Here is an 18385-nt window from a genome sequence, read left to right as displayed (position 1 = left end):
TGCCAAAAGTCGAGTCTACGGGCCGCCGGGGGGCGAAGAAGCCCGTGGGCCGCTCAGGCCAGATAGGCCGGCGCGCTCACGGGCAGGATAAATCGGAATTCGGCGCCTCCGCCGGGCGCGCGGTCCACCGTGATGGTGCCGCCGTGGGCCTCGACGATGCCCTTGACGATGTAGAGGCCCAGGCCGGTCCCGCCGCGCTTGCTCCCCCGCCAGAAGCGGGTGAAGACGCGGCCCATCGACTCCTCGGGGATGCCGGGACCTTCGTCGCTCACGGTGACTGCCGTTCCGCTCTCGTCGTCCTTGCCCGGTGCGGGTGCAGGGGCGATGTCAATGGTGACGGTTCCCTCGCCGTGCCGCACCGCGTTTTCCAGGAGGTTGCCGAGCACCTGGTCGACCTTGTCCGGATCGGCCCAGAGCGCGGGCAGCGGCTGCCGGGTGTGGACGAGGAAGCGGTCGGGGGCCTGGCCGTTCGCCGTGAGCGCCTGGACGTGGCGTTCGACGGCGGCGGAGATGTCCACGGGCTGGCGGCGCAGCTCGAGCCGGCCGGAGTCGATGCGGGAGATGTCGAGCAGCTCGGCGATGAGCCGGGTGACGCGGTTGGCGTCGGCGTCGACGGTCTCCAGCATCAGCCGCTTCTGGTCGTCGGTGAACCGCTCCCACTTGGCCAGCAGCGTGGCGGTGAAGCCCTTCACCGAGGTCAGGGGGGAGCGCAGCTCGTGGGCGACGGTGGCGATCAGCTCGGCGTGGCTGAGCTCGGTGCGCCGGCGGGCCTCGGTGCCGCGCAGCGAGACGACGAGCCGCCGGACCGGCCCGGTCGGGGCCTCCCGTACGTAACGGGCGGAGACCAGGACCTCGCGTCCGCCGGGCAGCAGCAGATTCCGCTCCGGCTGGCCGACCCGGGTGGCGAGCCCGCCGTAGGGGTCGGTCACCTCCCACCAGCGGCGTCCCTTGAGGTCCTCGAGGGGCAGCGCCTGGTCAAGGGAGTGGCCGAGGGCGTCGGCCACGGGTGTGGCGGTGATCCGGGAGGCGGCTCTGTTGAAGCAGACGACCTTGCCGTTCTCGTCGGCGACGACGAGTCCGTCGGGCAGATCGTCCGGGTCGATGCCCGCCGTGGGATCCCCGAAGGCCCGGCTCTCGCCGGCCCCGTCGGCGAGGGCGCGCACGGCGGCCGTGTGTGCCGCTCGCGGCCTGCTCATGCCGACTGCCATCTTCCCGTACCCCACCTCTCGAACCGGTGCAGTGGGCCCCCGAGTTCGCCACCCTACTAGGCGTCAGCAGCCGGGCGACACCCTCAGGGCGGGCACCGGCCGGGTGTGGCCCGTATCGATCGGTGGGACGGCGGGCGGGATCAGCGGGCGCGCCGGGGGCGCTGGGCCCGCGCGGAGGCGTAGAGGCACACGGCGGCGGCGGTGGCCAGGTTGAGGCTCTCGGCCCTGCCGTGGATCGGGACCCGGACCACGGCGTCCGCCAGGGCCCGCGTCTCCTCGGGCAGGCCCCACGCCTCGTTGCCGAACACCCAGGCGGTGGGGCCGCCCATGGTGCCCGCGTCGAGCTCGTCGTCGAGGTCGTCCTCACCGGCGCCGTCGGCCGCCAGGATGCGCACACCGGCGTCCCTGAGGCCCTGCACGGCCTGCTCGACGGGCACGCCTACGGCCACCGGCAGGTGGAAGAGCGAGCCGACGGAGGCCCGCACCGACTTGGGGTTGTAGAGGTCCACGGAGGCGTCGGTCAGGACGACGGCGTCCGCGCCGGCGGCGTCCGCGCACCGCAGTACGGTGCCCGCGTTGCCGGGGTCGCGTACGTGGGCGAGCACGGCGACCAGGGTGGGCTTCGCCGCGAGGATGTCCTCGAAGGGCGAGTCCAGGAAGCGGCAGACGCCGATGAGGCCCTGGGGCGTGACGGTCTGCGAGACGTCGGCGAGCGCGTCGCCGTCGGCGAGGTGCACGCGGGCGCCCGCGGCGCGGGCGGCGTCGATGATGTCGGCGTACCGCTCGGCCGCCTCGACGGTGGCGAAGAGTTCGGTCAGTGTGGGCTCGCCGTCGCCGCCCCGGTGTGCGGCAGCCTCCCGCACGGCCTGCGGCCCCTCGGCGATGAACCTGCGCTCCTTGCCGCGGAAGTTACGCCTGGCCAGCCGGCGTGCGGCGGCGATCCGCGGCGATCGGGCGGAGATCAGTTCGGGGGTGCCCATGGTCGGCGGCGAGCCTCTCTGCGTATGTCAGCTTCTCTGCGTACGTTTCTCTGCGTACGGCTGACTACGTACGCGACACGTCGTGCAACGCACCGGACCCGCAGACGGCACACGCCTGCGGGTCCGGCTCGGAACGCTGGGACGCCGAGGTCCTGCCTGGATCAGGCGGCCTTCGGGGCGTTGACGTCGCTCGGGAGGGCCTTCTGGGCGACCTCGACGAGCGCGGCGAACGCATTGGCGTCGTTGACCGCGAGCTCGGCCAGGATCTTGCGGTCCACCTCGATGTTGGCGGCCTTCAGACCCTGGATGAGGCGGTTGTACGTCATGCCGTTCTGGCGGGCAGCCGCGTTGATGCGCTGGATCCAGAGCTGACGGAAGTCGCCCTTGCGCTTCTTGCGGTCGTTGTAGTTGTAGACCAGGGAGTGGGTGACCTGCTCCTTGGCCTTGCGGTACAGGCGCGAACGCTGACCGCGGTAACCGCTGGCGGCCTCGAGGATCGCCCGGCGCTTCTTGTGGGCGTTTACTGCCCGCTTGACGCGTGCCACTTTTAACTCCTTGCAGCGGGGGCGGGTGGTCGCAGTTCAGACTCACCCGACCCGGAAACGAATTGGTCCCGGTCGGATCGAGGGCGTCTCCGGGTTCACCGGAGACGGCGCCTCACTTGCCGAGAAGCTTCTTGATCTTCTTGGCGTCGGCCGGAGCCACGACGACCGTGCCGGTCAGCGAGCGGGTCTTCTTGGACGACTTGTGCTCGAGCAGGTGGCGCTTGCCCGCCTTCTCGCGCAGCACCTTGCCGGAGCCGGTGATCTTGAAGCGCTTGCTGGCACCGCTGTGCGTCTTGTTCTTCGGCATAACGCCGTTATCTCCTCGTCAGTGGCGCCCCTCTCGGTGCGGGCACCGGACTGCAGGGGCGTCAGATCTTTGGGTGGTTTCCGAGGGACCCGGGGGCGCCTGGGTGGCTGCCCCCGGAGGTCACGCCTCGGAAGGTGTCTCGGCCGGAGCCTCGGCCGCTGCGGCCGGAGCCTCAGCGGTGTCACCCTCGCGCTCGGCGTCAGGGGTGGATCCCTGGCGCTCCGCCTTGCGGGCGGCCTGGGCCTCGCGGGCTTCGGCCATGGCTTCGGTCTTCTTCTTGTGCGGGCCCAGAACCATGATCATGTTCCGGCCGTCCTGCTTCGGGTTGGACTCGATGAACCCAAGGTCCTCGACGTCCGAAGCGAGACGCTGGAGCAGACGGAAGCCCAGCTCGGGACGGGACTGCTCACGACCGCGGAACATGATCGTGATCTTGACCTTGTCCCCCTGCTTGAGGAACCGGACGACGTGACCCTTCTTGGTGTCGTAGTCGTGCGGGTCGATCTTCGGCCGGAGCTTCATTTCCTTGATGACCGTGTGCGCCTGGTTCTTGCGCGCCTCACGGGCCTTCATGGCCGACTCGTACTTGAACTTCCCGTAGTCCATGAGCTTGCACACGGGGGGACGGGCTGTCGCCGCCACCTCGACCAGGTCGAGGTCGTACTCCTGTGCGAGCTCCAGGGCCTTGGCAAGCGGAACAATCCCGACCTGCTCGCCGCTGGGACCGACAAGTCGCACCTCGGGAACGCGAATCCGGTCGTTGATGCGGGGCTCGGCGCTGATGGATCCTCCTCGGTAGCACCACGCGACCGCCTGGCGGACAGCCACGTAACGTCTTCTGTGAGACCAACCGAGCCGGGAAAAGCACAAAAGCCCCGGACGGGACACAGGCGGGGCTCCAGGAACTACCGGAACACCGCCGCGTGCAATCGCGGGGCGCTATCGGGCGGCCCCATCGTCCGTACGGAACGATGGCTGCCACCTGACCGGTGACCCGCCGTCCCGGAGGACGGTCAGGTGGGAGATCGGAGCCTCCACTTGTGGGCCGGTCACATAGGTGTCCGGCCGGTCGTTACACAAGGTTAGCAGCTCCCCGGGGCCACGGCGAACCAGCTGTCCGTACGGCTCCCGCAGGAAGGTCCGCGCCGGCGTGGCCTTATCGTGTGGGGCATGAGCGACGCGACCACCCCCAGCACCGAGAACCCCGGCTTCGACGACATGGCCCGCGACATCGCGGAGGTTCCCGCGGTCGAGGTGATCGTGACCGTCGCCGTGAACCTGATGAGCGCGGCCGCCGTGAAGCTCGGCCTGACGGAGGAGGGCGAGCAGCACAAGGACCTGGACGAGGCCCGCAAGCTGGTCCAGGCCCTCGCCGGGCTGCTCGACGCGAGCGCGACCGAGATCAGCACCTTCCACGCCTCCCCGCTCCGCGACGGCCTCAAGTCGCTCCAGCTGGCCTTCCGCGAGGCCTCGCTCGTCCCGGACGAGCCCGGTCACGGCCCGGGCGAGAAGTACACCGGCCCCGTCTACGGCTGACCCTCCGGCCGTACCCGCACGAGCCCGCCGCCTGCGACAGGCGGCGGGCTCGTGCGCGTCAGCGGCTGAACAGCGGCTCGCCCGGCGCCTCGGCACCGGCCGGCAGGAGCGCCAGGTCGATGCCGCGCACGAGCCGCGCGCGCAGCACCTCGCTGGCCGAGAGGGCGTCGGCGACCCGGCGGGCGGCCTCGGCGACCACCGCGTCCGGGGCGAGGACGAGGGCGAGGGTGCCGTCGGCACGGCCGGGGCCGAGGTGGGCCCGCAGCACCGCGGGCTCGGCGGCGACCGCCTCCCGCACCGCGGCGACGACGGCGGGGTCGTCGAGAGGGTCCGCGCTCACCCGGTTCTCGGCCAGGGCCAGCAGGGCCGGGCCGGTGAGCTCGAAGGCGACGGGCCCCGCCAGGTCCAGCACCACCGTGTCCGCCTTCTCGTGCGCGGCGGCCTGGAGGGCCTGGTGCAGGGGTACGGCGACGGGCCGCGCCTCGGAGTCCCAGCGGGCCAGCGAGGCGGTGGAGGTGAAGGCGGGCAGCGCGCGCCGGTCGCCGGCCTGGAGGGTGGGTACCGCCATGTCGCTCGTCTTCTCGCGGCGCAGTCCGCCCGCCTTTCGCCCGCCACCGTCCTTCCCCGGAGCTTCGACGTCCTCCTCCACCTCGCCCAGGACGGCGACGACCGGCACGAGCAGCCGGGCGTCGCGGAGGGCCGCGAGGACCGGGCCGACGGCCGTCCGGTCGGCGGCCCAGGCCGCGAGGGCCGCCGCCAGTTCGGGCGAGGCAGTGCCGTCGTCGTCGGAGAAACCGGAGTCCGGGATGTTCTTGAGCGCCACACGACGAGCCTAGTGGGTCGCGTCTCTCACCTGGGCGACAGGTCGGGCACAGGCTGCTGCCAGGTGGGCTGCCTGGCGTCCCGGCCATGCCCCGTCACAGAACGCGCAGGCGCGCGCCGTCCTCCCTCGTGACCGCAGCCGCCGCCGTGCTGCTGGCCGGTTCCGCCGCGGGAGGTGTGTATCTGGTGGGTCGTTCGCCCGATGACGCGCACGCGGCCGTGGCCGCCGTATCGTCCGCGTCGAGCCCGCCCGCCGCGACGGGCCCGAGCGAGGAGCCCGAGGTGGATCTCGACGCGGAGCTGGCCGGCGCGCTGGCGCCCCTGGCCGACGGGGCCGATGTGTCGGTGGCCGTGCTGGACACGGAGAGCGGTGCGGGCGGCACGTACGGCGACGGGACGTACGACACCGCCAGCATCGTGAAGGTGGACATCCTCGCGGCGCTGCTGCTGCGCGCACAGGACGAGGACCGGGAGCTGAGCGGCGCCGAGCACGCGTACGCGGAGGCCATGATCCGGCGCAGCGACAACACCTCGGCCACCGAGTTGCTCAAGGTGGTCGGTGGCGAGGAGGGGCTCGACACGGCCAACGAGCGGCTGGGCCTCACCGGGACGAAGGCCGCCCACGCGTGGGGGCTGACGCAGACCACCGCCGCCGACCAGGTGCGGCTGCTGCGGGCGGTGACCGGTGCGGATTCGGCGCTGTCGCAGCCCTCCCGCGCCTATCTGGCGGAACTGATGGGCCAGGTCGAGGCGGACCAGCGGTGGGGGGTGTCGGCGGCGGGCACCGGCGCGGTGCTGAAGAACGGCTGGATGCCCCGGACCACGACGGGGCTGTGGGACATCAACAGCATCGGCTCGGTGGAGAGCGGCGGGCACACCCTGCTGCTGGCGGTGCTGTCCCGCGGCCACGCGACGAAGGAGGCGGGGATCGCCCTGGTGGAGTCCGTCGCCGAGGCGGCGGCCGGTGTGACGGGCGCGGCGGCCGGTTCCGACTGAGCGGGACGGACGGACGTCCGTCAGCGGAGGGGGCCGCCGGGGAACGGGGTGTACACGGGCCCGGCGGGGCTCCTGCCCTGGATGTTCCGGCCGCCGGCGTTCCGGCCGCGCCACAGCACCACGGCCAGGGCGAGGAGTACGGCGCCGAGCCCGCCCGCCGAGGGGGCGAGCCAGCCGGCGGGGCCGCCGTCGTCACTCCGCGGGGTGGGGCCGGAGCCGAAGTACTCCGTGTGGTGGCCGGCCTCGGCGGCCCGTGCGGCCAGGTCGTCGGGGCGCAGCTTCGCCCCGGCCTCGATCGCCGCGGCGGGGTCGACCAGGCCGTACCCCCGGGCGTCGTCACGGCCCCCGGAAGGGGCGTCGCGGGCGGTGTCGGCGAGCAGCGTCTTGATCTGCGCGGGCGAGAGACCCGGGTGCGCCGCGCGCACCAGGGCCACGGCCCCGGAGACGTACGCCGAGGCGGCGGACGTCCCCCACTCGATGTAGTAGTGCCGGTCGGGGTTGGCCACGACGACGTCGACGCCGGGTGCGCTGACGGTGGCGTACCAGCGGCGGGTGGAGAACGCGGCGTGTGTGCCGTACTTGTCGACGGCTGCGGCGGCGATGACCCCGGGGTAGGCGGCGGGGTAGGAGACCCGGTCGCCCTTCTCCCCGCCGTTGCCCGCGGAGGCGACGACGGCGACGCCCTTGCCGAGGGCGTACTGGACGGCGGCGTCCTCGCCGGGCTCCGGGTGGGCCGACTCGCTGTCGTCGCCGAGGGAGAGGTTGATGACGTCGGCACCGTGGTCCGTCGCCCAGCGGATGCCGTCGGCGAGCGCGGTGCCGCGCGAGGCGCGGGCCCTCTTGCGCGCGGGGTCGCCGGACTCGAGGATCACGCGCACGGGGAGGATCTTCGCCTCCGGGGCGACGCCGAGCACGCCGTCGGCCCGGCCGGGGCCGCTGCCGCGGCCCGCGATGATCCCGGCCATCGCCGTCCCGTGCAGGGCCCAGCTGCTGTCCCCGCGTCCGGCGCCGAACCCGATGAGGTCCTTGCCCGGGAGCACCTGGCCGTCGAGGTCGGGGTGGTCGTCGTCGACCCCGGTGTCCAGGACCGCGACCGTGATGCCCTTGCCCTTCGTGGTCTGCCAGGCGGTGCCGGTGTGCAGGGCTTCCAGTCCCCACTGCTGGTCGCGGATGGCGTCCGCGTGGGCGGGGACGGCGGGCAGCAGGGCGAAGGCGGTGGCCGTGGCCACGGCGGCGAGGCGGCGGAGCCGGCGGGGACGGGTCATTCCGGCTGCTCCGTGAGGTCGGTGACGGACCTGCGCAGGGCGCGCTCCACCCGGTCCGCGACGCCCTTCGCCTCGTGGCCGAGCCCGGCCTGCGCGACGGCCGTGGTGGCACCGGCGGCCATGGCCTCGGCGGCGGGCTGGGGCTCGGTGACCGTACGGCCGTCCGCGAAGCCGGAGACGGCGAACACGACCACGGGCACCTCGGTCAGGACGTGGACCGTCCAGCTGGCCCGCTGACGGTCGCCGAATCCTGCGGCCACGGTGTCGTCGGCCGGGTAGGTGCGGGGCATCAGGTCGGAGCGGGCCGCGAGGTCCTGGGTGGTGAACCGGGTGCTCAGCGCGCCCATCGCCGCGGCGTCCGCCTCGGTGAAGACCATGCCGACGGTGGTGACGCTGCTGCGGGTGGCGTCGGTGTAGGTGGCCCGCACCAGCCGTTCGCAGCCGACCGGGCCGAGCGTCTTGAGCAGCAGGGGGTCCAGGCCCGCCGCGCAGTCGCTGTCGCTCGCGACGGCGACCCGGGTCCAGACCCGGTCGGTGGAGCCCGGGCCGGCGCCGTCGCCGTCGAGGGTGCGCGGGAAGAGGGTGTCGACGGGCGCGCTGTGCCAGAGGGAGCGGGTCACGGTGTACGCGCTGTCGTCGCCCGGCTCGGCCGCGGAGTCTCCGGTGAGCCAGCTGCCGGTGACCGCACCGCCGATGAGGCCGAGGCCGAGCACCGCGCAGACGGCGGCCGCCGCGGTTCTGAAGGGGTTCCGCGCCTTGACGGGGCGCAGCCGGGTGGTGGTCTCCGCGGGCGTCTCGGCGGGGACGTGGTACGCACCGGGCCAGGCCTGTGCGGCTCCGGGGCGCGGGGTGAGGTCCACGGCGCCGACGGGCCTGCGCCGGGTGGCGGAGGGCGGTGGCGGCGGGCCGGACCGGGCGGGCGGCGCCGGCGGTACGGGGCGGAGCCGCGTGGTCGTCTCCACGGCGGGCACGGGCTCGGCGCGGGGCGCGGGCGGGTCGGACGGCGGACGCGGAGGCTGCGGGGCATCCGCCGCGCCGGCAGACGCGGGCGCGGGCGCCGCGCCGGGCGCGGGAGGCGGGGTCCGGGGGACCGGCGGGGCAGGCGTGGCGCCCGGGACGGACGGCGGGCCGGCCGGGCGGGGCGGCACGGGAGCGCGCTGCGCCTCGGTACTCATCCGCCCCCCTGGTCCACGCCCCGTACGGCCGGAGGACCGCCGTTGCGCGCGGGCCGTCGGCCGATCGTGTGACCGTCACTCTACGGGGTGGGTGGCACCCGGTGGGAACGGGACCGAGGGTGCGGGACGATCTGCACCGAACATCCCCTACCCAGTGGTACGGCCGTCTGGCAAGCTGCCGCCATGACTGTCCGCACCGCTGACCGGAGCCGTTACGACCGGGCCACCGCCCATCTCGACGCCCCCGTGGCCGTCGTCGATCTGGACGCCTTCGACGCCAACGCCGACGACCTGGTGCGCCGGGCCGGCGGGAAGCCGATCCGGGTGGCGAGCAAGTCGGTGCGCTGCCGCGCCCTGCTGGAACGCGTGCTCGCACGTCCGGGCTTCGCCGGGATCATGTCGTTCACCCTCGCGGAATCGCTGTGGCTGGCCCGGGCGGGATTCGACGACGTACTGCTGGCCTACCCGTCGGCGGACCGGTCCGCGTTCGCCGAACTGGCGGCCGATCCCAAGCTCGCGGCCGCCGTGACGGTGATGGTGGACGACCCGGCGCAGCTGGAACTGATCGACGCGGCACGGGCCGGCGGCACGGAGGAGATCCGGGTCTGCCTGGAGCTGGACACCTCGCTGCGGCTGCTCGGGGGCAGGGTCAGGATCGGTGCGCTGCGCTCCCCGCTCCGCTCCCCCGCCCAACTGGCCGGGATGGCCCGCTCGGTGGACCGCAGGCCCGGTTTCCGGCTGGTCGGGATCATGGCCTACGAGGGCCATGTGGCCGGTGTGGGCGACTCGGTGGCCGGCCGGCCGCTGCGGTCGCGCGCGGTCCGGCTCATGCAGGCGGCGGCGCGCAAGGAGCTGGCGGCCCGGCGTGCGGAGGTCGTGCGGGCGGTCCGCGCGGTGGCACCCGGCCTGGAGTTCGTGAACGGGGGCGGAACCGGCAGCGTGCAGCACACCGCCGCCGAGTCCGCGGTGACGGAGATCGCGGCGGGTTCCGGGCTCTTCGTGCCGCGGCTGTTCGACAACTACACCTCGTTCACGGGCCGTCCGGCGGCCCTGTTCGCCCAGCCCGTGGTGCGGCGGCCGGGCGTGGGCGTGGTGACGGTGCTCGGCGGCGGTTACCCGGCGTCCGGCGCGGCGGGACCGGACCGGCTGCCGGTGCCGTATCTGCCCGAGGGGCTGCGCTACGACCCCCAGGAGGGTCCGGGCGAGGTCCAGACCCCGCTGCTGGGCGCGCCCGCGGACGATCTGCTGATCGGCGACAAGGTGTGGTTCCGGCATGCCAAGGCCGGTGAGCTCTGCGAGCGCTTCGACGAGCTGCGGCTGATCGAGGGTGAGCGGATCACGGCGACCGTGCCGACGTACCGGGGCGAGGGCCGCACCTTCCTGTAGGGGCGTCTCAGGGACCCTGGTGCCCCCCGCCCCCGCCGTCGGCCGTCACCGACGGCGGACGGGCTCGGTGCCGGTGTCCACCGGGGGTGAACGGGTGCCGGGCGTGCCCTCGTCCGGCACCCGTTCACGGCGGCGGTGGGCGTCAGTCGAGCGGTGTCACGTACGCCCCCGCGATCCCGCCGTCGACGAGGAAGTCGGTGGCGTTGACGAAGGAGGAGTCGTCGCTCGCCAGGAAGGCGACGGCGGCCGCGATCTCCGTCGCCTCGGCGAACCGGCCGAGGGGGATGTGGACGAGCCTGCGGGCGGCGCGCTCCGGGTCCTTGGCGAACAGCTCCCGGAGCAGCGGGGTGTCGACCGGTCCGGGGCAGAGGGCGTTGACCCGGATCCCCTCCCGGGCGAACTGCACCCCGAGCTCGCGGGACAGGGCGAGGACGCCGCCCTTCGACGCGGTGTAGGAGATCTGGGAGGTCGCGGCGCCCATCCGTGCCACGAAGGACGCGGTGTTGATGATCGAGCCCCGGCCCTGGCGCCGCATGTAGGGGAGGGCGGCCTTGCAGCAGAGGTAGACGGAGGTGAGGTTGACGTCCTGGACGCGTTTCCACGCCTCCAGCCCGGTGGTGAGGATGGAGTCGTCCTCGGGCGGCGAGATGCCCGCGTTGTTGAAGGCGACGTCGACGGAGCCGTAGGTGTCGTACGCCGCCGCGAAGAGCGCCTCGACCTGGTCGGGATCGGTGACGTCGACGCGTACGAAGGTGCCGCCCGCCTCCTTCGCCGCGGCCCGGCCCGCGCTCTCGTCGATGTCGCCGCAGACGACATGGGCTCCTTCGGACGCCAGCCGGCGGGCTGTGGCGAGCCCGATGCCGCTGCCCGCTCCCGTGATGACGGCGGTGCGGCCGGTCAGGCGGCGGCAGATGTTCCCGGATTCGGTGGTCATGTGTGCTCAGGCCTCCGTGCCGATGAAGACGTTCTTGGTTTCGGTGAAGGCCGCGAGGGCGTCGGGCCCCAGTTCACGGCCGAGCCCGGACTGTTTGTACCCGCCGAAGGGGGTCCAGTAGCGGACGGCGGAGTGGGAGTTGACCGAGAGGTTGCCGGCCCGCACCGCCCGGGAGACCCGCAGGGCGCGGCCCACGTCCCGGGTCCAGACCGAGCCGGCCAGTCCGTGTTCGGTGGCGTCGGCCAGCCGTACGGCGTCGTCCTCGTCCTCGAAGGGCAGCACCACGGCCACCGGGCCGAAGACCTCCTCGGTGGCCACGGGGGCGTCGGGGGCGGTGCCCGTCAGGACGGTCGGGGGGAACCAGAAGCCGGGTCCGGTGGGGGCGCTGCCCCGGATGCCGTCGGCGTCCGGGGGGACGAAGGCGCGGACGCGCTCCAGCTGGGCGCGGGAGATCAGCGGGCCCATCTGTGTCTTCTCGTCCGACGGATCGCCCACGACGACGGAGGCGACGGCCGGGACGAGGAGTTCCAGGAAGCGGTCGTACACGGACCGCTGGACCAGGATGCGGGTCCGGGCGCAGCAGTCCTGGCCGGCGTTGTCCAGGAAGGACATGGGTGCGGCGGCCGCGGCGGCCTCGATGTCGGCGTCGGCGAACACGATGTTGGGGCTCTTGCCGCCGAGTTCGAGGGTCAGCCGCTTCACGCGGTCCGCGCACCTGGCCATGATCTGCTTTCCGACGCGGGTCGAGCCGGTGAAGACGATCTTGGCGACCCCCGGGTGCTCGACCAGGGCGTTGCCCGCCACGTCCCCCGCACCGGGGAGCACCTGGAAGAGGCCCTCGGGGAGGCCCGCCTCCAGGGCCAGGCGGGCCAGTCGCTGTGCGGTGAGCGGGGTGGTCTCGGCGGGCTTGAGGAGGACGGCGTTCCCCGCGGCGAGGGCGGGGGCGAATCCCCAGGCGGCGATGGGCATGGGGAAGTTCCACGGGGCGATCACACCGACGACGCCCAGCGGTTCCAGGAAGGTGAGGTCGATCCCGCCCGGTACGGGGATCTGCCGCCCGGTCAGACGTTCCACTCCCCCGGCCGCGTAGTCCAGCAGGTCCCGGACGTTGGCCGCCTCCCAGCGCGCGTTGCCCAGGGTGTGGCCCGCCTCGGTCACCTCCAGCAGGGCGAGCCGTTCGGCGTGTTCGTCGACGAGGACGGCGAAGCGGCGCAGCAGCCGGGCCCGGTCGGCGGGGGCGAGGCCGGCCCAGACCCGCTGCGCGGCGGCGGCGCGGGTGACGGCGGCGTCCACCTCTTCGGGTGTGGTGGCGGGGACGGTGGCGACGAGCTCTTCGGTCGCCGGGTTCAGGACGCGGTGTTCGGTGGTCACGGGGTGCCTCACAGGCGTTCGAAGGAGCGGCGGAGCTCCCAGTCGGTCACCGCGGCGTCGAAGGCCTCCAGTTCGACGCGCGCCATGTTGCGGTAGTGCGCGACGACGTCGTCGCCGAAGGCCTCCCGGGCGGTCCCGCTGTCCTCCCAGAGGCCGGCGGCCTCGCGGAGCGTGGTGGGGACCTGGTCGTATCCCGCCGTGTAGGCGTTGCCCTCGCAGGCCTCGGGGAGTTCCAGTTCGTTCTCGATGCCGTGGAGTCCCGCGGCGACGAGGCCGGCGACGGCGAGGTACGGGTTGACGTCGCCGCCGGGCAGCCGGTTCTCGAAGCGCAGCGAGTGGCCGTGGCCGACGACGCGCAGGGCGCAGGTGCGGTTGTCGTGGCCCCAGGCGACGGCGGTGGGGGCGAAGGAACCGGGCTGGAACCGCTTGTAGGAGTTGATGTTCGGTGCGTACAGGAGGGAGAAGTCGCGCAGGACGGCGAGCTGGCCCGCCAGGAAGTGCCGCATGACGGGGGACATCGTGCCGTCCTCGCCGGCCATGACGCTGTGCCCGTCGGCGTCCTGGAGCGAGAGGTGGATGTGGCAGGAGTTGCCTTCACGCTCGTTGAACTTGGCCATGAAGGTGAGCGAGACGCCTTCCTGCGCGGCGATCTCCTTGGAGCCGGTCTTGTAGACGGCGTGCTGGTCGCAGGTGACGAGGGCCTCGTCGTAGCGGAAGACGATCTCGTGCTGGCCGGGGTTGCACTCGCCCTTGGCCGACTCGACGGTGAGCCCGGCGGCCGCCATCTCGTTGCGGATGCGGCGCAGCAGCGGTTCGATGCGGCCCGTGCCGAGGACGGAGTAGTCGATGTTGTACTGGTTGGCCGGGGTGAGGCCGCGGTAGTCGCGGTCCCACGCCTGCTCGTAGGTGTCCTTGAAGACGATGAACTCGAGTTCGGTGCCGACGTGCGCGGTCAGTCCGTGTGCGGCGAGGCGTTCCAGCTGCCGACGGAGGATCTGACGGGGCGCGGCGACGACCGGTGTGCCGTCCTCCCAGGCGAGATCGGCCATGACCAGGGCGGTTCCCTCGTGCCAGGGGACGCGGCGCAGGGTGGCGAGGTCGGGGCGCATCGCGAAGTCGCCGTAGCCGTTGGACCAGGAGGACATGGCGAATCCGTCGACGGTGTTCATGTCCGTGTCGACGGCGAGCAGGTAGTTGCAGCCCTCGGTGCCGTGCTCCAGCACCTCGTCGAGGAAGAAGGCGGCGGCGAACCGCTTGCCCTGGAGCCGCCCCTGCATGTCGGGGAAGGCGAGGACGACGGTGTCGATCTCGCCCCGCTCCACGAGCACGCGCAGCTCGTCGGTCGCCAGCGGGGGTGTGCGGTCTGCCACGGGGCACTCCTCGTTCGGTCAGCCGGAAGGCAGGCGGCCTCCCCCGGGATCGCTAAGGTATGGGAGAAAACCATTGGGGGGAAGGGAATCGGGACGTGGCGGAAGAGACCGGGGGGCCTTGGTCCGCCGACCGGCTGCTGCCCAGGCTGCGGCCGGTCCGTGCGGGCAACGGCTTCGAGGAGGCGCTGGAGCAGATCCTCCAGGTGCTCAGGCTCGGACTGGTGCCGGACGGCGGGCGGCTGCCGGCCGAGCGTGAGCTGGCCGCGCTCCTCGGCATCAGCCGTGTCACCCTGCGCGAGGTCCTGAAGGTGCTTCAGGACCAGGGGCTGATCGAAGCGAGACGCGGCCGGTACGGCGGTACGTTCGTGCTGCCGCGCACCGGTCCTGCCGACGGTGAGGAGCTGCGCCGCCGGGTGACCGGCACCGACCTCGAGGACGTCCTGCTGTTCCGCGAGGTCCTGGAGTCGGGGGCGGCCGGGCTCTGCGCGTCGCGCGGCCTCGACGACGGGGGCACGGACCGGCTGCGGGGGGCTCTGGCTGCGACGCACGAGGCACCTCTGCCCGACTACCGCCGACTCGACACCCGCTTCCACCTGACGCTCGCCGAGCTCTCCGGGTCGCCCTCCCTCGCCGCCCGGTACGCGGCCGTACGGGCGACCGTCAACGACCTGCTGGACTGCATCCCCCTGCTGGTGCGGAACCTCGAACACTCGCAGCACCAGCACACCGTCCTCGTCGAGGCGGTGCTCGACGGGGACGAGGAGGCCGCCCGCGCGGTGGCGCGCGAGCACTGCGCGGGGACGGCCGCGCTGCTCCGGGGCTTCCTGGCTTGATCTTGCTCTTCCGGTTCACCTCTCTTGCGCGGCGGCTCCGCACGAACAAAGGTATGACGCATCACCATTGCACCGGGCCGGCCCGCAGACCGGCCGCCGGAGGGACCGCACCATGCACGAACCGCTCATCGGCATCACGACCTACCTGGAGCCGGCGGCTCGCTGGGGCGTCTGGGAGCTCCCGGCGGCGGTGCTCCCCTCCGCCTACCCCCGGCTGGTCCAGCGCTCCGGCGGCCTGGCCGCCCTGCTGCCGCCCGACGACCCGGCGCGGGCGGGGGCGGCCGTCGCCCGGCTGGACGGCCTCGTGATCGCGGGCGGAGCCGATGTGGACCCCGGGCTGTACGGCGCGGAGCGCGACTTCAGGACGGGACCTCCGGCGCACGAGCGTGACAGCTGGGAGGTGGCGCTGCTGCGCGCGGCAAGGGCGGCCGGCACGCCGGTGCTCGGCATCTGCCGCGGTATGCAGCTGCTCAACGTGGCGCTGGGCGGCACGCTGACCCAGCATCTGGACGGGCACGCGGGGCCGTTCGGCAAGGCGGGGGTCCTCGGCGAGCACATGGTGACGCCGGTGGCGGGGACGCTGTACGCCTCGCTGGTCCCCGAGGAGGCGTCCGTGCCCACCTACCACCACCAGGCGGTGGACCGGCTCGCACCCGGCCTGGTGGCCTCCGCGCACGCGGCGGACGGCACGGTGGAGGCCGTCGAACTGCCGGGCGAGCAGTGGGTGCTCGGGGTCCAGTGGCACCCCGAGATGGGTGACGACCTCCGGATCATGCGGGCCCTGGTGGACGCGGCCCGGGCCGGGGCGCCGGTGCCCTCGGTCTGAGGCGGGCGGACCGGCCGCTCTCAGGAGACGCCGGTGTCGCGCGCGGTCAGGGAGAGCAGGTCGCGGGCGGGTCCGGTCGGCCGGTGCCCGGACGGCCAGACCGCGCGCAGCTGACGGCGCAGGCGTACGCCCTCGACCGGGACCTTGACCAGACGCCGTGCGGAGAGCTCCTCCCCCAGCGCGAGTTCGCTCAGGACACAGGGGCCCGCACCGCTCTCCGCCGCTCCCTTCACCGCGGTCGTGGAGGAGAGTTCGAGCAGGGGGCTCGCCAGGCCGCCGTGGACGGCGAGTGCGGCGTCCAGGACCTGGCGGGTGCCCGAGCCGTGTTCACGCAGGATCAGCGGTGTCGCGGCGAGTTCGCCCGCGGTCAGGCGGCGTCCCCTGCGGGCCCACGGGTGGGACGGGGCGACCACGACGACGAGCCGGTCGTGCGCGATGACGGTGCCGTCGAGCCCCTCCGGTATCGAGAGGCCCTCGACGAAACCCAGGTCCGCCTCGCCCGCCAGGAGCCGCAGGGCGACCGCGGCCGAGTTGCCCGCGACCAGGGACACGGCGGTCCCGGGGCGGTCGGCGCGCAGCGCGATCAGCCAGCCCGGCAGCAGGTACTCCGCGATGGTCATGCTCGCGGCCACCCGCAGCCGGGAGTCGCGCCGGTCCCGCAGCGCCTGGGCGCCCGCGTCGAACGCCTCGGCCGCCTCGACGACCCTGCGGGCCCAGTCGGTGACGAGGGCGCCCGCGTCGGTCAGCCGGGAACCGCGCGGGGAGCGGTCCAGGAGCGCGACGCCCAGCTGCCGTTCCATCGAGCGGATGCGGCCGGAGGCGGCGGGCTGGCTGATGCCGACGTCCCGCGCCGCCCTGCCCAGACTTCCGTGCCGTGCGACGGCGAGCAGGAGCACCATGGCTCCCAGGTCGGGGACCCGGTAGGACAGGGAGGGGGGCGGTGAGGCGGGGCTGGACATAACCCCAGCCTATGACCTCATAGGCCCGTGCTCCCTGGTGGGCGGTGGCCCTCCCGCGGAGAATCGTGGCATGGCCATCTTTCCGCGGACCCAGACCGGGAGTCCCGTCTCCTCCCCTCCTGACGTACGGTTCCCGTCCCTGCGGCATCTCGGCCCCAACTGGTACGCGACGGTCATGGGGACCGCCGTCGTCGCGACGGCGGGCTCGGCGCTGCCCGTGGACGTACCGGGCCTGCGGGCCGCCTGTGTCGTGGTGTGGGCCCTGTCCGCCGTGGCGCTGGCCGTCGTGCTGACGGCCCGGGCCGGGCACTGGGTCCTCCACCGCGACCAGGCTCGCGCCCACCTCATGGATCCGGCCGTCGCCCCCTTCCACGGCTGCATGTCCATGGCGCTGCTCGCGGTCGGCGCGGGCACCCTGGTGGTCGGCCGGGACGTGATCGGGCATCCGGCGGCCGTCGTCGTGGACACGGTCCTGTTCACGGCGGGCACGGTCGCCGCCCTGGCCGTCGCGGTGGTCGTCCCGTACCTGATGGTCGTGCGCCACCGTCTCGCCCCGGGTACCGCCTCGCCGGTCTGGCTGCTGCCGCTGGTGTCTCCCATGGTCTCGGCGGCGGTCGGTCCGCTGCTGGTGCCGGAGCTGCCCCCGGGGCAGGGACGCGAGGCGCTCCTGCTCGCCTGCTACGCGATGTTCGGGCTGTCCCTGCTGGGCACCCTCGTGGTCGTGCCGCTCGTCTTCGCCCGGCTGGTCCACGAGGGCCCGCTGCCCCTGGCCATGACTCCGACGCTGTTCCTCGTGCTCGGTCCGCTCGGCCAGTCCACGACCGCCGTCAACCAGCTGGCCGACGTGGCGCCGGGCGCGATCGGGGCGACCTACGCGTCCGCGTTCGGCGCCTTCGCCGTCCTGTACGGGGTGCCGGTGATGGGATTCGCCCTGCTGTGGCTGGCCCTGTCCGCGGCGATGGTGGTGCGCGCGATGCGGCGCGGCATGGGGTTCACGATGACGTGGTGGGGCTTCACCTTCCCGGTCGGTACGTGCGTCACCGGTGCGGCGGGCCTCGCGCGGCACACCGGTCTGGACGCGTTCACCTGGCTGGCGGTGGGCCTCTACGCGCTGCTGGTCACCGCCTGGGCGCTCGCCGGCGTACGGACCCTGGGCGGGCTGTTCAGCGGAGTGCTGCTCGCAGGGCCCCGGCCGCTTCGGCCAGGGACGGTCCGTACCACGTGAGGTGACGTCCGTCGACGAGCACGCAGGACAGCCCGGGGAAGGCCTCGGGGCCGTCGGCGGCGGTGAACCGGTAGGGCTCGTCGGGCAGCACGACCAGCTCGGCACCGGAGGCGTTCAGCTCGTCCAGGGGGACGCGCGGGTAGCGCTCGGGATGGCCGGCGTACACGTTCCGGACCCCGAGCCGGGCCAGCAGGTCGCCGGCGAAGGTGTCGCGGCCCAGCACCATCCAGGGCCTGCGCCAGACCGGCACGATCGCGGGGCGGGGCGCGGGAGCGGCGGGCAGCGCCGCCCAGGCCGACTCGGACTCGTCGAGCCAGCGCGGCCGCCCCAGGCCGCAGGCGGTGAGGGTCCGTCCCAGTTCCGCGAAGGCCTGGTCGAGGGTGCGGACCTCGGTGACCAGGACGTCCAGCCCCGCGTCCCGCAGGGCGGCCAGGTCCGGCTCCCGGTTCTCCTCCTCGTTGGCGAGGACGAGGTCGGGGCGCAGGGCGGCCACGGCTGCGGTGTCGGGGTTCTTCGTGCCCCCGATCCTGGCAGCCCGCAGCCCGGCCGGGTGGCTGCACCAGTCGGTGACCCCCACCAGCAGTCCCGGCCCGGTGACGGCCACGGCCTCGGTGAGCGACGGGACGAGGGAGACGACACGCATCGGC

19 protein-coding genes are annotated in these 18385 nt (G+C 73.6%); 6 read left to right on the top strand and 13 right to left on the bottom strand.

Annotation, left to right across the window (positions count from 1 at the left end):
- Nucleotides 1-53: 53 nt before the first annotated feature.
- The 5 genes from ACFC51_RS17285 to infC all read right to left on the bottom strand — a co-directional run bounded on the left by ACFC51_RS17285 (nucleotide 54) and on the right by infC (nucleotide 3868).
- Nucleotides 54-1208 carry an ATP-binding protein gene (locus ACFC51_RS17285; RefSeq protein WP_376372555.1) on the bottom strand — a complete coding sequence of 385 codons (1155 nt, stop codon included), beginning with the start codon at nucleotides 1206-1208 and terminating at the stop codon, nucleotides 54-56.
- Nucleotides 1209-1348: 140 nt separating this feature from the next.
- Entirely contained in the window at nucleotides 1349-2188 is an 840-nt protein-coding gene (locus tag ACFC51_RS17280) for a TrmH family RNA methyltransferase (RefSeq protein WP_376372558.1), read from the bottom strand.
- Between the two features lie 161 nt (nucleotides 2189-2349).
- On the bottom strand, nucleotides 2350-2733 hold the full coding sequence (gene rplT, locus ACFC51_RS17275) for a 50S ribosomal protein L20 (protein WP_003970214.1): 384 nt from the start codon (nucleotides 2731-2733) through the stop codon (nucleotides 2350-2352).
- A 112-nt stretch (nucleotides 2734-2845) separates the two neighbouring features.
- Nucleotides 2846-3040, bottom strand: coding sequence for a 50S ribosomal protein L35 (gene rpmI / locus ACFC51_RS17270; protein ID WP_030918579.1), 195 nt, complete (start codon nucleotides 3038-3040; stop codon nucleotides 2846-2848).
- A gap of 120 nt (nucleotides 3041-3160) precedes the next feature.
- On the bottom strand, nucleotides 3161-3868 hold the full coding sequence (gene infC, locus ACFC51_RS17265; protein WP_376529442.1) for a translation initiation factor IF-3: 708 nt from the start codon (nucleotides 3866-3868) through the stop codon (nucleotides 3161-3163).
- Nucleotides 3869-4210: 342 nt separating this feature from the next.
- Between infC and ACFC51_RS17260 the strand changes: the two genes are divergently transcribed.
- Nucleotides 4211-4576, top strand: a complete 366-nt coding sequence (locus ACFC51_RS17260; RefSeq protein WP_014157243.1) for a DUF1844 domain-containing protein — start codon at nucleotides 4211-4213, stop codon at nucleotides 4574-4576.
- Between the two features lie 58 nt (nucleotides 4577-4634).
- Here ACFC51_RS17260 and ACFC51_RS17255 read toward each other — a convergent pair whose 3' ends face one another.
- A complete protein-coding gene (locus ACFC51_RS17255) occupies nucleotides 4635-5399 on the bottom strand; it encodes an SseB family protein (protein ID WP_376529439.1) in 765 nt (254 codons plus the stop codon).
- Between the two features lie 86 nt (nucleotides 5400-5485).
- Here ACFC51_RS17255 and ACFC51_RS17250 point away from each other — a divergent pair, with 86 nt between their 5' ends.
- Nucleotides 5486-6394 (top strand): serine hydrolase, encoded by a 909-nt coding sequence (locus ACFC51_RS17250; RefSeq protein WP_376529436.1) that lies wholly within the window; start codon nucleotides 5486-5488, stop codon nucleotides 6392-6394.
- Nucleotides 6395-6414: 20 nt separating this feature from the next.
- Here the strand turns inward: ACFC51_RS17250 and mycP are convergent, their stop codons facing one another.
- On the bottom strand, nucleotides 6415-7659 hold the full coding sequence (gene mycP / locus ACFC51_RS17245; RefSeq protein ID WP_376529433.1) for a type VII secretion-associated serine protease mycosin: 1245 nt from the start codon (nucleotides 7657-7659) through the stop codon (nucleotides 6415-6417).
- Nucleotides 7656-8519 carry a hypothetical protein gene (locus ACFC51_RS17240; RefSeq protein ID WP_376529666.1) on the bottom strand — a complete coding sequence of 288 codons (864 nt, stop codon included), beginning with the start codon at nucleotides 8517-8519 and terminating at the stop codon, nucleotides 7656-7658. Before ACFC51_RS17240 ends, mycP begins: the two co-directional genes overlap by 4 nt.
- 498 nt (nucleotides 8520-9017) lie before the next feature.
- On the opposite strand from ACFC51_RS17240, the gene ACFC51_RS17235 reads away from it, so the two are divergent.
- Nucleotides 9018-10220, top strand: coding sequence for an amino acid deaminase/aldolase (locus ACFC51_RS17235; RefSeq protein WP_376372571.1), 1203 nt, complete (start codon nucleotides 9018-9020; stop codon nucleotides 10218-10220).
- A gap of 142 nt (nucleotides 10221-10362) precedes the next feature.
- Here the strand turns inward: ACFC51_RS17235 and ACFC51_RS17230 are convergent, their stop codons facing one another.
- Genes ACFC51_RS17230 through ACFC51_RS17220 form a run of 3 tightly spaced genes read right to left on the bottom strand, consistent with a single transcriptional unit; the run spans nucleotide 10363 to nucleotide 13895 of the window.
- Nucleotides 10363-11154: a 3-oxoacyl-ACP reductase gene (locus tag ACFC51_RS17230; protein ID WP_376529430.1), complete on the bottom strand. Its 792-nt coding sequence runs from the start codon at nucleotides 11152-11154 to the stop codon at nucleotides 10363-10365.
- A gap of 6 nt (nucleotides 11155-11160) precedes the next feature.
- Nucleotides 11161-12525 (bottom strand): aldehyde dehydrogenase family protein, encoded by a 1365-nt coding sequence (locus ACFC51_RS17225; protein WP_376372576.1) that lies wholly within the window; start codon nucleotides 12523-12525, stop codon nucleotides 11161-11163.
- Between the two features lie 8 nt (nucleotides 12526-12533).
- Nucleotides 12534-13895, bottom strand: coding sequence for a glutamine synthetase family protein (locus ACFC51_RS17220; RefSeq protein ID WP_376372578.1), 1362 nt, complete (start codon nucleotides 13893-13895; stop codon nucleotides 12534-12536).
- A 95-nt stretch (nucleotides 13896-13990) separates the two neighbouring features.
- Between ACFC51_RS17220 and ACFC51_RS17215 the strand changes: the two genes are divergently transcribed.
- Both ACFC51_RS17215 and ACFC51_RS17210 read left to right on the top strand, forming a co-directional pair.
- Nucleotides 13991-14728 carry a FadR/GntR family transcriptional regulator gene (locus ACFC51_RS17215; protein ID WP_376529427.1) on the top strand — a complete coding sequence of 246 codons (738 nt, stop codon included), beginning with the start codon at nucleotides 13991-13993 and terminating at the stop codon, nucleotides 14726-14728.
- 112 nt (nucleotides 14729-14840) lie between these two features.
- The gene (locus ACFC51_RS17210; protein WP_376372583.1) at nucleotides 14841-15554 is read left to right on the top strand and encodes a gamma-glutamyl-gamma-aminobutyrate hydrolase family protein; all 714 of its coding nucleotides are present in this window, start codon (nucleotides 14841-14843) and stop codon (nucleotides 15552-15554) included.
- Between the two features lie 20 nt (nucleotides 15555-15574).
- On the opposite strand, the gene ACFC51_RS17205 is transcribed toward ACFC51_RS17210, so the two are convergent.
- Entirely contained in the window at nucleotides 15575-16513 is a 939-nt protein-coding gene (locus ACFC51_RS17205; RefSeq protein ID WP_376529425.1) for a LysR family transcriptional regulator, read from the bottom strand.
- Nucleotides 16514-16583: 70 nt separating this feature from the next.
- Between ACFC51_RS17205 and ACFC51_RS17200 the strand changes: the two genes are divergently transcribed.
- A complete protein-coding gene (locus ACFC51_RS17200; protein WP_376529422.1) occupies nucleotides 16584-17738 on the top strand; it encodes a TDT family transporter in 1155 nt (384 codons plus the stop codon).
- On the opposite strand, the gene ACFC51_RS17195 is transcribed toward ACFC51_RS17200, so the two are convergent.
- The gene (locus ACFC51_RS17195; RefSeq protein WP_376529419.1) at nucleotides 17677-18381 is read right to left on the bottom strand and encodes a helical backbone metal receptor; all 705 of its coding nucleotides are present in this window, start codon (nucleotides 18379-18381) and stop codon (nucleotides 17677-17679) included. The two genes, ACFC51_RS17200 and ACFC51_RS17195, sit on opposite strands and share 62 nt — an antisense overlap.
- Between the last annotated feature and the right edge of the window lie 4 nt (nucleotides 18382-18385).

The sequence above is a fragment of the Streptomyces sp. NPDC055962 genome (assembly GCF_042270185.1).
Lineage (GTDB): Bacteria > Actinomycetota > Actinomycetes > Streptomycetales > Streptomycetaceae > Streptomyces.
Note: the sequence above shows the minus strand (reverse complement) of the source record. Positions and strands in the feature narration are given on the sequence as shown.